At 66.1% G+C, this 15,314-nt stretch carries 7 protein-coding genes and 2 pseudogenes; 8 read left to right on the forward strand and 1 reads right to left on the reverse strand.

Going from position 1 to position 15,314, the window contains the following annotated elements; all coding sequences use genetic code 11:
• Window positions 1-159: 159 nt before the first annotated feature.
• From L6444_RS09610 to L6444_RS09645, 8 genes and pseudogenes are all read left to right on the forward strand, one after another.
• Window positions 160-1,635: a WS/DGAT/MGAT family O-acyltransferase gene (locus L6444_RS09610; protein ID WP_236981966.1), complete on the forward strand. Its 1,476-nt coding sequence runs from the start codon at window positions 160-162 to the stop codon at window positions 1,633-1,635.
• Complete coding sequence (locus L6444_RS09615) at window positions 1,632-3,401, forward strand: HAD-IB family hydrolase/lysophospholipid acyltransferase family protein (protein WP_236981968.1); 1,770 nt, start codon at window positions 1,632-1,634, stop codon at window positions 3,399-3,401. Before L6444_RS09610 ends, L6444_RS09615 begins: the two co-directional genes overlap by 4 nt.
• An 8-nt stretch (window positions 3,402-3,409) precedes the next feature.
• Window positions 3,410-5,773 carry a glycerol-3-phosphate 1-O-acyltransferase gene (locus L6444_RS09620; protein ID WP_236981970.1) on the forward strand — a complete coding sequence of 788 codons (2,364 nt, stop codon included), beginning with the start codon at window positions 3,410-3,412 and terminating at the stop codon, window positions 5,771-5,773.
• A 212-nt stretch (window positions 5,774-5,985) separates the two neighbouring features.
• Window positions 5,986-6,472 (forward strand): annotated as a pseudogene (locus L6444_RS09625) (single-stranded DNA-binding protein).
• Between the two features lie 66 nt (window positions 6,473-6,538).
• Complete coding sequence (gene ettA, locus L6444_RS09630) at window positions 6,539-8,215, forward strand: energy-dependent translational throttle protein EttA (RefSeq protein WP_236981972.1); 1,677 nt, start codon at window positions 6,539-6,541, stop codon at window positions 8,213-8,215.
• Between the two features lie 51 nt (window positions 8,216-8,266).
• Window positions 8,267-13,135 (forward strand): NAD-glutamate dehydrogenase, encoded by a 4,869-nt coding sequence (locus L6444_RS09635; RefSeq protein ID WP_236981974.1) that lies wholly within the window; start codon window positions 8,267-8,269, stop codon window positions 13,133-13,135.
• Window positions 13,132-13,548 carry an acyl-CoA thioesterase gene (locus L6444_RS09640; RefSeq protein ID WP_236981976.1) on the forward strand — a complete coding sequence of 139 codons (417 nt, stop codon included), beginning with the start codon at window positions 13,132-13,134 and terminating at the stop codon, window positions 13,546-13,548. The genes L6444_RS09635 and L6444_RS09640 overlap by 4 nt, the downstream gene beginning before the upstream one ends.
• Window positions 13,533-14,207: a hypothetical protein gene (locus L6444_RS09645; RefSeq protein WP_236981978.1), complete on the forward strand. Its 675-nt coding sequence runs from the start codon at window positions 13,533-13,535 to the stop codon at window positions 14,205-14,207. Before L6444_RS09640 ends, L6444_RS09645 begins: the two co-directional genes overlap by 16 nt.
• A gap of 58 nt (window positions 14,208-14,265) precedes the next feature.
• On the opposite strand, the pseudogene L6444_RS09650 reads toward L6444_RS09645, so the two are convergent.
• Window positions 14,266-15,307 (reverse strand): annotated as a pseudogene (locus L6444_RS09650) (NAD(P)/FAD-dependent oxidoreductase).
• Between the last annotated feature and the right edge of the window lie 7 nt (window positions 15,308-15,314).

Consider the following 15,314-nt stretch of genomic DNA (forward strand, 5'->3'; position numbering starts at 1 on the left):
CGCGTCGCACGGCCGGTCCGGTCCGGTCCGCCGATCCTCACTTTCACCACCGCATGAACCGGACTAGCGTTGGGTGGGCATTATGGTCGCTGGGCTGAGAGCAGGAGGGTCGATCAGCGGTGAGGTGTCGAGGTATCCGGTCCGCTGGGGGTTGTGAGCATGGCTGAGTCCGGCGGTGCGCTCGGGTCGTCCGACGAACTCGGACCTGTGGACTATCTGTTGCACCGGGGCGAGGCGCATCCACGGACGCGTTCGGGAATCATGGCGCTGGAGCTGCTGGACACCACCCCAGACTGGAACCGCTTCCGCACCCGCTTCGAGCACGCATCCCGAAAAGTGTTGCGGCTGCGGCAAAAGGTGGTGGTGCCCACCCTCCCGACGGCCGCGCCGCGGTGGGTGGTCGACCCCGATTTCAACCTCGACTTCCACGTGCGTCGGGTACGGGTGGCCGAACCCGGCACGTTGCGCGAAGTGTTCGATCTGGCCGAGGTGATGCTGCAGTCGCCAATGGACATCTCACGCCCGCTGTGGACGGCCACCCTGGTCGAGGGCCTGCCCGACGGTAAGGCGGCCACGCTGCTGCACCTGAGCCATGCGGTCACCGATGGGGTGGGCAGCGTCGAGATGTTCGCCGAGATCTACGACGGGGAGCGAGAACCGCCGGCGCGTCCGGTGCCGCCGCAACCCATCCCGGAGGATCTGACCCCTAACGACCTGATGCGCGAGGGCATCAACCACCTGCCTCTCGCGATCGTCGGGGGTGCCCTGGGCGTGCTGACCGGTGCGGTGTCGGCGGCCGGGCGCGCAGTGCTGGATCCGGTGTCCACCGTCTCGGGAATCGTCGGCTACGCCACTTCTGGTGCCCGCGTGCTCAACCGGGCCGCCGAGCCGTCACCGCTGCTGCGCCGGCGCAGCCTGACAAGTCGCACCGAGGCGATCGACATCCGGCTGTCCGATCTGCACAAGGCGGCCAAGGCCGCCGGCGGCTCCATCAACGACGCCTACCTGGCTGGTCTGTGCGGGGCGCTGCGTCGCTACCACGAGGCGCTCGGGGTGCCGATCAGGACCCTGCCGATGGCGGTGCCGGTGAATCTGCGGGCCGAAGGCGATGCGGGCGGCGGCAACAATTTCACCGGAGTCAATCTGGCCGCACCGGTCGGCACCGTCGACCCGGTGGCCCGGATCAAGAAGATCCGCGCGCAGATGACCCAACGCCGGGACGAGCCGGCGATGAACATCATCGGGTCTATTGCGCCGGTGCTGAGCGTGCTGCCGACGGCGGTGCTCGAGGGCATCACCGGCTCGGTCGTCGGCTCCGACGTACAGGCAAGCAACATCCCGGTCTACCCGGGCGACACCTACATCGCTGGCGCAAAGGTGTTGCGGCAGTACGGTATCGGACCGCTGCCCGGTGTCGCCATGATGGTCGTGTTGATCTCCCGCGGTGGGTGGTGCACCATCACCGCGCGCTATGACCGGGCGTCGGTGCGAAAGGACGACTTGTTCGCGCAGTGCCTACTGGATGGGTTCGACGAGATCCTCGCGCTTGCCGGTGATCCGCCGGCGCGTGCGGTGCCCGCGTCCTTCGAGGCCAAGGCCGCGGCCGAGGCTTCTCGATCGGTATCGGGCTCATGAGCAGCGCTGACGAGCCGGACGCGGGTTCACAGCCCAAAGATCTGCGGCTGCCGGGTTCGGTGGCCGAGATCATGGCCAGCCCGCCGGGCCCGAAGGTCGGTGCGTTCTTCGACCTGGACGGCACGCTGGTAGCCGGCTTCACCGCGGTCATCCTCACCCAGGAGCGGCTGCGCCGCCGCGACATGGGGGTGGGCGAACTTCTCAGCATGGTGCAGGGCGCCCTGAACCACTCCCTGGGCCGCATCGAGTTCGAGGACCTGATCAGCAAGGCGTCGATGGCCTTGGCGGGTCGGTTGCTGAGTGACCTGGACGAGATCGGCGAGCGGTTGTTCAATCAGCGCATCGAGTCCCGGATCTACCCGGAGATGCGGGAACTGGTGCGCGCGCACGTGGCTCGGGGCCACACCGTGGTGCTCAGCTCGTCGGCGTTGACCATCCAGGTCAACCCCGTAGCCCGATTCCTCGGCATCACCAACACGCTGACCAACAAGTTCGAGACCACCGAAGACGGAATCCTCACCGGAGGCGTTCTGAAGCCGATCCTGTGGGGACCCGGCAAAGCCGCTGCGGTGCAACGGTTTGCCGCCGAGCACGACATCGACCTGAAAGAGAGCTACTTCTACGCCGACGGCGACGAGGACGTGGCCCTGATGTATCTGGTGGGCAATCCACGGCCAACCAACCCTGAGGGCAAGATGGCCGCCGTCGCCAAGAAGCGCGGCTGGCCGATCCTGAAATTCGACAGCCGCGGCGGGGTGGGGCTGCGACGGCAGATTCGCACCCTGGCCGGATTCAGTTCGATGGTGCCGGTCGCCGCCGGCGCGGTGGGGTTGGGGCTGCTGACCCGCAACCGCCGGCGCGGCGTCAACTTCTTCACCTCGAACTTCTCGCAGCTGTTGTTGACGACCTGCGGCGTCCGCCTGAACGTGCTGGGCAGAGAGAATCTGACCGCGCAGCGTCCGGCCGTCTTCATCTTCAACCACCGCAACCAGGTCGACCCGATCATCTCCGGTGCGCTGGTGAAGGACAACTGGGTCGGCGTGGGCAAGAAGGAACTGGAGCGCGACCCGGTCATGGGCCCCCTGGGCAAGCTGCTCGACGGGGTGTTCATCGACCGCGACGACGTGAACTCCGCGGTGGAGACGCTGCACACCGTCGAAGACCGTGCCCGCAACGGCCTGTCCATCGTGATCGCACCCGAGGGCACCCGGTTGGACACCAACGAAGTCGGGCCCTTCAAGAAGGGGCCGTTCCGGATTGCGATGTCGGTGGGAATCCCCATAGTTCCCATCGTGATTCGCAACGCCGAGATCATCGCGTCGCGCAACTCGACAACGCTGAACCCGGGCACGGTCGACGTGGCGGTGTTCCCGCCGATCCCGGTCGACGACTGGACGCTGGACACGCTGCCCGACCGCATCGCCGAGATACGCCAGCTCTACCTCGACACGCTGGCCGACTGGCCGGTCGGTGAGCTGCCCGAGGCTGAGTTGTACACGAGGGAGAAGCCGGCCAAGAAGGCTCCCGCGAAAAAGGCTGCGGCCAAGAAGGCTCCGGCGAAAAAGGCTGCGGCCAAGAAGGCTCCCGCGAAAAAGGCTGCGGCGAAGAAAGCTCCGGCCAAGAGGGTTCCAGCCAAGAAGGCTGAAGCCAGGGCCACACCGGACGCTACTCCGCACGAGTCCACCGTCACGCCGAAAAGTGCTGAGCCACAACAGCACAACGCAGAACAGCAGCCGGCCGCCGACGCGTCGGGTACTAGGCCCTGAGGGCGGCCGTGACCAAGCCGGCCGCCGACACCAGCGCAGTCCTGACCGATGAGGACACTCTGGTCCTGGCCTCCATGGACACTCCGGTCGAGATGGAGCTGGTCATGGAGTGGCTGGACCAGCAACGCGTCCGCTGCCCGGGGACCACATTCGACGTCTTGAAGCTGCCGGCCGGCAGCGCGTCACCGGGGGCGCTGACCGCTCTGGTGGAAAAGCTCGAAACCGGTGCGCGACAAAACGAAGACCGCGAGATCGTGCCGGTACGGGTGTTCTGGCTGCCGGCCGCCAACCGCGGCAAGCTGGCCAAGGTGGCCGCCCTGCTGCCGGGCCAAGATCCCTACCGGCCCAGCCCTCGTCAGCAGCGCCACATCATGCGTACCGAACCGTGGCGGGCGCGGGTGGTGGCCGGCGAGTCGGCCAAGATGTCCGAACTGCGCCGGCAATGGCACGAAACCACGACGGCCGAGAGTGCCCAGGAATTCGCCCATTTCGTCACCCGCCGGGCGCTGCTGGCCCTGGCCCGGGCCGAATACCGGATCCTCGGCCCGCAATACAGATCTCCTCGTCTGGTCAAGCCGGAAATGTTGGCGTCTGCCCGCTTTCGTGCCGGGCTCAAAGCGATCCCCGGCGCCACCGTCGAGGAAGCCGGCAAGATGCTCGACGAGTTGGCGACGGGGTGGAGCCAGGCATCGGTGGACGTCATCTCGGTGCTGGGCAAAATGCTCAGCCGCGGATTCGACCCCGAGTTCGACTACGACGAGTATCAGGTCGCAGCCATGCGCTCCGCGCTGGAAGCCCACCCCGCGGTGTTGCTGTTCTCGCATCGCTCCTACATCGACGGCGCGGTGGTGCCGGTAGCGATGCAGGACAACCGACTACCGCCGGTGCACATGTTCGGTGGCATCAATCTCTCGTTCGGGGTGATGGGTCCGCTGATGCGGCGCTCGGGCACGATCTTCATCAGGCGCAACATCGGGGACAACAAGCTGTACAAGTACGTCCTCAAGGAATACGTCGGCTACCTCGTCGAGAAACGATTCAATCTCAGCTGGTCCATCGAGGGCACCCGCTCGCGTACCGGAAAGATGTTGCCGCCCAAGCTCGGTCTGATGAGTTATGTGGCCGACGCCTACCTCGACGGGCGCAGCGAGGACATTCTGCTGCAAGGTGTTTCGATCTGTTTCGACCAGTTGCACGAGATCGCCGAGTATGCGGCCTACGCCCAGGGCGCCGAGAAGACCCCCGAGGGTTTCAGCTGGCTCTACAACTTCATCAAAGCCCAGGGCGAGCGGAACTACGGCAAGATCTACGTCCGTTTTCCCGAGGCGGTCTCCATGCGGCAGTACCTCGGCGAGCCGAACGGCCCGCTGGCCCATGACGAGGCCGCTAAACGTCTTGCGCTGCAGAAGATGTCGTTCGAGGTCGCTTGGCGCATCCTGCAGTCCACCCCGGTGACGGCGACCGGGCTGGTGTCGGCGCTGCTGCTGACCGCCCGCGGAACGGCGTTGACCCTGGATCAGCTGCACCGTACCTTGCAGGACTCGCTGGACTACCTCGATCGCAAGCACACACCCGTGTCCACCAGTGCGTTGCGGTTGCGCTCGCGCGACGGTGTGCGCGCGGCGGTGGACGCACTGTCCAACCGGCATCCGGTGACCAGAGTCGACAGCGGCCGAGAACCGGTGTGGTACATCGCACCTGAGGACGAACACGCCGCGGCCTTCTATCGCAACTCGGTGATTCACGCGTTCCTGGAAACCTCGATCGTCGAACTGGCCCTGGCGCACGCCCGGCACACCGACGGGGATCGGGTGGAGGCGTTCTGGGCGCAAGTGATGCGGCTACGCGATCTGCTGAAGTTCGACTTTTACTTCGCCGACTCGGCCGCCTTCCGGGCCAATATCGCCGAAGAAATGGCGTGGCATCAGGATTGGGAATCCCAGGTCGCGGCCGGTGGCGACGAGATCGAGAAGATCCTCTACGCCAAGCGGCCGTTGATCTCCGATTCGATGCTGCGGGTGTTCTTCGAGGCCTACGAGATCGTCGCCGACGTCCTGCGTGACGCGCCGCCGGACATCGGCCAGAAGGAGTTGACCGACCTCGCGCTCGGGGTGGGTCGACAACTGGTGGCGCAGGGCCGCGTGCGCAGCAGCGAATCGGTGTCCACGCTGCTGTTCGCGACCGCGCGGCAGGTCGTCGCCGACCAGGACCTGATCGCGCCCGGGCCGGGCCTCGCGGCGCGCCGGGAAGCGTTCCGGCGCGAGTTGCGCAACATCCTGCGCGACTTCAACCACGTCGGTCAGATTGCCCGCAACCGGTTCATCGAGCGGGAGATCGAGGCGCGCCGACAGCGTCTTGGTTCGCGAACGTAGCTGGCCCGCGTCGTTCGGCGCGAAGTTTCGCAGTGGCTTTACTCTCGCGGCTCCCGCAGATCGGCCCTGCTTGTCCACAGTCGCCGATTGCTGCACAGATTGCCCGCCCCGGCGCGTGTCCGGCACCGGATTGTCAGGGCCGGCGAGCTGAATGGGCTTCAGTGAAAGCGCCGCCGGGAACACCGCCCGGCGAACTGGGAAGGAATTGAGCAATGTTCGAAACGCCGTTGACCGTCGTGGGTCACATCGTCAACGATCTGCAGCGCCGCAAGGTCGGCGACCAAGAGCTGATCAAATTCCGGGTGGCCAGCAATTCGCGCCGCCGGACCAATGAGGGCGCGGTGGGAGCCGGGCAACTCCTTGTTCATCACCGTCAACTGCTGGGGCCGGCTGGTCACCGGGGTGGGTGCCACGCTGGGCAAAGGTTCGCCGGTGATCGTGGTGGGCCATGTCTACACCAGCGAATACGACGACAAGGACGGCAATCGGCGTTCCTCGGTGGAGATGCGGGCCACGTCGGTGGGGCCGGACCTGTCGCGGCTGCGTATCGAGACGCCGGGCCGGACCGGGGTGGACGCCGCCAAGCCCGCGACCACCGAGGCAGGCGCAATCGACAGCGACCTCGTCGGCGCGGACGCGGCCGGGTTCGAGGTGCCCGCCGATGCCGAAGCGGGGAGCCCGCTGCCACTGTCGGCCTAGCGTTGCGCGGCCGTGCATAGGATGGTCCGCGGATATCTCCAAAGACCAGAAAGGCAACACCGCGGCATGGCTGAGTTCATCTACACGATGAAGAAGGTCCGCAAGGCGCACGGCGACAAGGTGATCCTCGACGACGTCACGTTGAGCTTCTACCCGGGCGCCAAGATCGGCGTCGTCGGCCCCAACGGGGCCGGAAAGTCGAGCGTCTTGCGGATCATGGCCGGATTGGACAAGCCGAACAACGGTGACGCCTTTCTGGCCAACAACGCGACGGTGGGCATCCTGCTGCAGGAGCCGCCGCTCAACGAGGAGAAGACCGTCCGGGGCAACGTCGAGGAGGGGTTGGGCGAGATCAAAGTCAAGCTCGACCGTTTCAATGAAGTCGCCGAGCTGATGGCAACCGACTACTCCGACGAACTGATGGAGGAGATGGGCAGGCTGCAGGAGGACCTCGACCACGCCGACGCGTGGGATCTGGATTCTCAGCTGGAGCAGGCCATGGACGCGCTGCGCTGCCCACCGCCGGACGAACCGGTCACCAACCTGTCCGGCGGTGAGCGACGCCGCGTCGCGCTGTGCAAGCTGCTGCTGTCCAAACCCGACCTGCTGCTGCTCGACGAACCGACCAACCATCTGGACGCCGAGAGCGTGCAGTGGCTCGAGCAACACCTGGCCAGCTACGCCGGCGCCATCCTGGCCGTCACTCACGACCGCTATTTCCTGGACAACGTCGCCGAGTGGATCTTGGAGCTCGACCGCGGCCGCGCCTACCCGTACGAGGGCAACTACTCCACCTACCTGGAGAAGAAGGCCGAGCGGATCGCGGTGCAGGGCCGCAAGGACGCCAAGCTGCAGAAACGTCTCCAGGAGGAGCTGGCCTGGGTGCGGTCGGGTGCCAAGGCGCGCCAAGCCAAGAGCAAGGCGCGGCTGCAGCGCTACGAGGAGATGGCTGCCGAGGCGGAGAAGACACGCAAGCTCGACTTCGAGGAGATCCAGATCCCGGTCGGACCGCGGCTGGGCTCGCTGGTTGTCGAGGTCGAGCACCTCGACAAGGGCTTCGAAGGCCGCACCCTGATCAAGGACCTGTCGTTCACACTGCCGCGAAACGGCATCGTCGGCGTCATCGGTCCCAACGGTGTCGGCAAGACCACGCTGTTCAAGACCATCGTCGGACTCGAGCAGCCCGACAGCGGCACGGTCAAGGTCGGCGAAACCGTCAAGCTCAGCTACGTCGACCAGACCCGCTCCGGCATCGACCCGAAGAAAACCGTATGGCAGGTCGTCTCCGACGGGCTGGACTACATCGAGGTCGGCCAGACCGAGGTGCCGTCGCGGGCTTACGTGTCGGCATTCGGGTTCAAGGGCCCCGACCAGCAGAAGCCGGCGGGCGTGCTGTCCGGGGGCGAGCGCAACCGGCTCAATCTGGCCCTGACCCTCAAGCAGGGCGGCAACCTGATCCTGCTCGACGAGCCGACCAACGACCTGGACGTCGAAACGTTGAGCTCGCTGGAAAACGCGCTGGTCAACTTCCCGGGCTGTGCGGTGGTGATCTCCCACGACCGCTGGTTCCTGGACCGGACCTGCACGCACATCCTGGCCTGGGAAGGCGACGCCGACAACGAGGCCAAATGGTTCTGGTTCGAGGGCAACTTCGGCGCATACGAGGAGAACAAGGTGGAGCGCCTCGGCGCCGAAGCGGCGCGGCCGCACCGGGTCACTCACCGCAAGCTGACACGGGACTAGTGTCAGCTCTGCCAACCGCAAGGTATCCGTCGCGAGTGGGGAGCAATCGGCATGACGATCGATCCCGAAGCCAGAGAGCAGGTCGCGCCGTGGACCACTTTCCCGCAGGCCGGCGATGTTCCGGACTGGATATTCAAGGCTTACGCCGATAGCTACCGGTCCTCGCAGGAGGACGGATCCCAACCCACCCCCGCACCCGCCTCGGCGGTGACACCGGCCCTGCTGGCCGCCCAGTACCGCCTCGGCGAGCACCGCCCACCCGGCGAGAGCCGCGTCGCGGTGTACCCGGTGGACGACCCGGGCGGGTTCGGGCCGGCGCTGCAAGTGGTTACCGAGCACGGCAGCATGCTGATGGATTCGGTGACGGTGCTGCTGCACCGATTGGGCGTCTACTACGCAGCGATCATGACTCCGGTGTTCGAGGTGCAGCGCAGCCCGACGGGCGAGCTGCTCAGCATTGCGCCGAAGTCGCCGGACAAATCGCCCTACCACGGCGAAGCGTGGATCCACGTCCAGCTCTCGCCCACCGTCGACCGCAAGGCGCTCGCGGAGGTCGAGCGGCTGCTGCCCAAGGTGCTCGCCGACGTCCAGCGCGTGGCCACCGATGCGACAGCCATGATCGCCACGCTCGGCGAACTGGCCGCGGTGGTCGACGAAGACCCCGAAGGTCACTATGCGGCGCCCGACCGTCACGAGGTCGCCGAACTGCTGCGCTGGTTGGACGACGGCAACTTCCTGCTACTTGGCTATCAACCCTGCCGAGTGCAGAACGGCCTGGTCATCGGCGACGGATCCAGCGGCCTGGGCGTGCTGCGCGCCCGCAGCGGCACCAGACCCCGCCTCACCGACGACGACAAGTTGATCGTGCTGGCGCAGGCCGCCGTCGGCAGCTACCTGCGCTACGGCGCCTACCCGTATGCGATCGCGGTCCGCGAGAACGTCGACGACGGCGTGATCGAGCACCGCTTCGTCGGGCTGTTCACCGTCGCCGCCATGAACGCCGACGTGCTGGAAATCCCGATGATTTCGCACCGCGTCCGTGACGCCCTCACCCTGGCCGGCAGCGACCCCAGCCACCCCGGCCAGCTGCTGCTCGACGTCATCCAAACCGTTCCGCGCCCAGAGCTTTTCACGCTCAGTGCGCATCGCTTGCTGAGCATGGCCAAGGCCGTGGTCGACATGGGCTCACAGCGCCGTGCCCTACTGTTCCTACGCGCCGACCGGCTCCAATTCTTCGTCTCGTGCCTGGTGTACGTGCCGCGCGACCGCTACACCACACCGGTGCGGCTGCAGATCGAGGACATCCTGGTCCGTGAATTCGGTGGGACCCGGCTGGAATTCACGGCGCGAGTCAGCGAATCACCATGGGCACTCATGCATTTCATGGTGCGGCTGCCCCAAGAAAGTCCCGACGGCCCGGAGGGCATGGCGGGGGAGCCCGGCACCCAGTTGGCTCCGGTCGACGTCTCCGAAGCCAACCGGGTCCGCATCCAGGCGCTGCTCAGCGAGGCCGCGCGCACCTGGTCGGACCGGTTGATCGCGGCGGCCGCCAACCTTGCCCAGAGCACCGTCACAGCAACCGACGCCGAGCACTATGCCAACGCGTTCTCCGAGGCCTACAAACAGGCCGTCAGCCCGGACCAGGCCATCGACGACATCGCCGTCATCAACGAATTGGCCGACGACACCGTCAAATTGGTGTTCGCCGAGGACGACGAACAGGGCCTGGCCCAGCTGACCTGGTTCTTGGGCGGGCGCAGCGCATCGTTGAGCCAGCTACTGCCGATGCTGCAGAGCATGGGCGTTGTGGTGCTCGAGGAGCGGCCGTTCACCGTCACCCGCCCCGACGGGCTGCCGGTGTGGATCTACCAGTTCAAGATGTCGCCGCATCCCACCATCGCGCCGGCGCTGAGCCAGGCCGAGCGGGACGCCACCGCGCAGCGCTTCGCCGACGCGGTCACCGCGATCTGGCACGGCCGCGTCGAGATCGACCGGTTCAACGAGCTGGTCATGCGCGCCGGGCTGAGCTGGCAGCAGGTCGCGCTGCTGCGCGCCTACGCAAAATATCTGCGGCAGGCCAACTTTCCCTACAGCCAGTCCTACATCGAATCGGTGCTCAACGAACACGCTTCTACCGCAAAGTCGTTGGTGGCATTGTTCGAGGCGCTGTTCAACCCCGCGCACGGGTCGCCCTCCGGGCGTGAGGCGCAAGCCGCCGCCGCGGCCGTAGCCGCCGACATCGACGCGCTGGTGAGCCTGGACACCGACCGGATCCTGCGCGCATTCGCCTCCCTGGTGCAGGCCACCCTGCGCACCAATTACTTCGTCACGCGCGAGGGTTCGGCCCGGTCCCGAAATGTGCTGGCGCTCAAGCTCAATGCTCAGCTCATCGACGAGCTGCCGCTGCCGCGCCCCAAGTACGAGATCTTCGTCTACTCGCCGCGAGTGGAAGGAGTGCACCTGCGGTTCGGCCCGGTGGCGCGCGGCGGGTTGCGCTGGTCGGACCGCCGCGACGACTTCCGGACCGAAATCCTGGGCCTGGTCAAGGCGCAGGCGGTGAAGAACGCCGTCATCGTGCCGGTGGGGGCCAAAGGCGGGTTCGTGCTGAAACGGCCGCCGCTGCCCACCGGGGACGCCGCCGCAGATCGCGACGCCACCCGAGTCGAAGGCGTCGCTTGCTACCAGTTGTTCATCTCCGGGCTGCTCGACGTCACCGACAACGTCGACCAGCGCACCGGCGCGGTGAACCCACCACCGGGGGTGGTGCGCCGCGACGGCGACGACGCCTACCTGGTAGTCGCCGCCGACAAAGGCACCGCCACCTTCTCCGACATCGCCAACGACGTCGCCAAGTCCTACGGCTTCTGGCTGGGCGACGCCTTCGCCTCCGGCGGCTCGGTCGGCTACGACCACAAGGCGATGGGCATCACCGCCAAAGGCGCCTGGGAGGCCGTCAAACGCCACTTCCGCGAGATCGGCGTCGACACCCAGTCCGAGGACTTCACCGTCGTCGGCGTCGGCGACATGAGCGGCGACGTGTTCGGCAACGGCATGCTGCTGTCCAAACACATCCGGCTGATCGCGGCGTTCGACCACCGGCACGTGTTCCTCGACCCGGAACCCGACGCCGCGACGTCCTGGGCCGAGCGCCGCCGCTTGTTCGAACTGCCCCGGTCCAGTTGGGACGACTACGACAAGACGCTGATCAGCGAGGGCGGCGGCGTGTACAGCCGCGACCAGAAGACGATCCCGGTCAGCCCTCAGGTCCGCGTCGCCCTCGGAATTGAGGGTGAAGTCTCAGAGATGGCCCCGCCCAACCTGGTTCGCGCGATTCTGCAAGCCCCGGTCGACCTGTTGTTCAACGGCGGGATCGGCACCTACATCAAGGCCGAGAACGAATCCGACGCCGACGTCGGCGACCGCGCCAATGATCCGGTACGGGTCAACGGAAACCAGGTGCGCGCCAAGGTGATCGGTGAAGGCGGCAACCTTGGCGTGACGGCATTGGGCCGCGTCGAGTTCGACCTGTCCGGCGGCCGGATCAACACCGACGCGCTGGACAACTCCGCCGGCGTCGACTGCTCCGACCACGAGGTCAACATCAAGATCCTGATCGACTCGCTGGTCACCGCGGGCAAGGTCCGCGCCGAGGAGCGGACCGCGCTGCTGGAGTCGATGACCGACGAGGTCGCCCAGCTGGTGCTCACCGACAACGAGGACCAGAACGACCTGATGGGCACCAGCCGCGCCAACGCGCCCAGCCTGCTGCCGGTGCACGCCGACCAGATCAAGTATCTGGTCGCCGAGCGCGGCCTCAACCGTGAACTGGAAGCGCTGCCGTCCGAAAAGGAGATCGTGCGCCGCTCGGAGATAGGCATCGGCCTCACCTCGCCCGAGCTGGCGACGCTGATGGCGCACGTCAAGCTGGACCTCAAAGAACAGATGCTGACCACCGAGCTGCCCGACCAGGATGTGTTCGCCTCCCGGCTGCCGCAGTACTTCCCCAGACCGCTGCGCGACCGGTTCACCCCGGAAATCCGCAACCACCAGCTGCGCCGCGAGATCGTCACCACCATGCTGATCAACGATCTGGTGGACACGGCCGGCATCAGCTACGCCTTCCGGATCACCGAGGACGTCGGCGTGAGTCACCTCGACGCGGTGCGCACCTATGCGGCCACCGACGCGATTTTCGGGGTGGGACACATCTGGCGCCGCATCCGTGCTGCCAACCTGCCGGTTGCGCTGTCCGACCGGTTGACCCTGGACAACCGCCGGCTGATCGACCGGGCCGGGCGCTGGTTGCTCAACTACCGTCCGCAGCCGCTGGCCGTGGGCGCCGAGATCAACCGCTTCGCCGCGAAGGTCAAGGCGCTGACACCGCGCATGTCGGAATGGCTGCGCGGAGACGACAAAGCCATCGTGGAGAAGGAGGCCGCCGAGTTCACCGCGCTGGGCGCCCCGCCCGATCTGGCCTACCGGGTCGCGGTCGGCCTGTACCGCTACAGCCTGCTCGACATCATCGACATCGCCGACATCACCGAAATCGAGACCGCGGAGGTGGCCGACACCTACTTCGCGCTGATGGACCACCTCGGCACCGACTCGCTGCTGACGGCGGTGTCCGAGCTGGAGCGCAACGATCGCTGGCATTCATTGGCGCGCTTGGCGATTCGCGATGACATCTACGCTTCGCTGCGCTCGCTGTGCTTCGACGTATTGGCGGTGGGGGAGCCTGACGAGAGCGGCGAGCAGAAGATCGCCGAGTGGGAGCACATCAGCGCATCGCGGGTGGAACGGGCGCATCGGACGCTCAACGAGATCCGCGACAGCGGCGCGAAGGATCTCGCGACGCTGTCGGTGGCGGCCCGACAGATCCGCCGCATGACACGCACCAGCGGACGGGGATCTTCGGGGTGAGTATCGGTTTCGTCGCAGCCGTACCGGTGCGCTGGTCGGATATCGACATGTACCAGCACGTCAATCACGCCACCATGGTCACGATTCTCGAAGAGTCGCGGGTCCCTTTTCTCAAAGAGCCGTTCGGTGCCGACATCACCACCATCGGTCTGTTGATCGCCGACGTCCGGGTCACCTACAAGGATCAACTGCGCCTTGTCGATTCGCCGCTGCAAGTGACCATCTGGACCAAGCGGTTGCGGGCGGTGGACTTCACGCTGGGTTACGAGGTGCGTTCGGTCAACGCAGATCCGCAGTCGCGACCGGCGGTGATCGCCGAGTCGCAGCTGGCTGCGGTGCACATCGAAGAGCAGCGACTGGTACGGCTGACACCTACGCACCGGGAGTATCTGCAGCGGTGGCTCCGGGAGTGAACGCCGAACGTGGACTGTGGCTGGGTCCAGAAGGCGCGGCGGCACATCGCGCGGACCTGACCACCTTCGTCGAGCATGCACTGCGCCTCGACGACGCCGCGGTCATCCGCATTCGCGCCCGCTCCGAAGGGCTGCTGACGGCTTGGGCAGCAACGGGTTTCGATGTCTTGGCTAGTCGCGTGGTAGTCGGTAGAGTGCGACCCGACGACATGTCGGTCGGGGCGGACGCGTTGCTGCGTGGTCTGGCGGCCATGACCGAATCCGGCTACGTGGAGCCGGGATTCGCGATGGACTCGGCGTGGCGGGGCGGATTGCCCCCGGAGTCCGGATTCACCCACCTTGACGACATACCGGCGCGCGTCCTGCAAGAACTCTCCCAGCAGGGCGCCGCATTGGCCAGGGAGCACGGCTCGGCGCACGGTCCGCCCACCTCGTTGCTGGACCAGGAGGTCATCGAAGTCAGCGCGGGTGGGGAGATGGTGGGCTTGCCGATGCGGTGCGTGTTCGCGTTGACCGCAATGGGTTTCCTACCTCAACCGGCCGGCTCCGGCGACGACGAGATCGTACGAGTCCGGATCACGCCGGCCTGGTTACGTGTCGACGCCCGGTTCGGCTCGGTGTATCGGCGCCGGGCGCATGCCGCGCTGCTGGTGCACTGAGCGGTCGCTTCGCCGGGATTGCGATCGCAATGAGTCCAACACGTTTCACAAGCACCCTTCAGGTGCCGTAGACCATCCACAACGGTAGTACCGCGCTGAGGTAGTCCATGAATTTCTTGAGTCCCACCCGGTACTGACCGTATCCGTAAGGATCCTCCGCATATTCGGGAAACGCGATGCCCAGCCCGAACAGGCCCGGCGCGATGATCCCGTTCTGCGGGTTGTAATCCAGCGGCCCCCACTGTGGCGTCGCGGGCAGCAGCGCGCGTCGCTGGAATCCGACGGTATAAACCACCCGATCGCACTCGCTGAGCTTCTCTTCGAACTCTGGGGCCGAAACCAAGCACCGCTCAAGTTTTTTCCGGATACACCCCGTCAATATTTTCCCGCGCCCATTGCGCCGCTCGGCCTTTCAAGCCGGTATCGTCGAACAGAATCCAATCATCTAGGTAGACAGCATATTTGAGTGGGCTGCGATAAAAATTGATTACCCTGGCGACCGGATGCCGCAGCAGATGCGGCAACGCGATCATCGACGAGTGCGACGAGCCGAACACGGCGACGGTCGCACCGTCCAGCGGCAGTTCCCGCAGCTGTTCGGGATCAAGTACGACTTCGACCGGAATCTCTTGCAGCTGAGGGTAATCAAGCTTCCTGGGTACCGCACCAACGGCCATCACCACATTGGACGAGACGATGGTCCCGTCTTCCGTTTCGATGAGCCATTTGCGCCGCTCCAAACGCAGGGCGGTGGCCGTTGTCTGGAAAGCCGCGACCCGCTCCCGCAGCTGCCCGGTGACCCACAACAGCGGATCCGCAACCAGCGCAAGGGCGCACGTCTCGTCCGGGTCGACCTCCTTCAGCGGCATCGGGGGAGACGCCGCGAACCGAAAAGACGACGCGCCGGCGAGGTATTCCAAGAAAGTCCCGGCGATGGTGTTGCTCGACACCGGCCGCCATTTCGCGCCGAGATCGCCGGCGCAGAAAGCGGGGTCGACCCAGGCGATCTCCTTCGGCGGAACACCCTGATCGATCAGTCTGCCCACCGCCGCGATTCCGGCCGGACCGGCTCCGATCACTGTCCACGCGTAGGACGCCATGCACCAC

The organism is Mycobacterium kiyosense, assembly GCA_021654635.1.
Taxonomy (GTDB): domain Bacteria; phylum Actinomycetota; class Actinomycetes; order Mycobacteriales; family Mycobacteriaceae; genus Mycobacterium; species Mycobacterium kiyosense.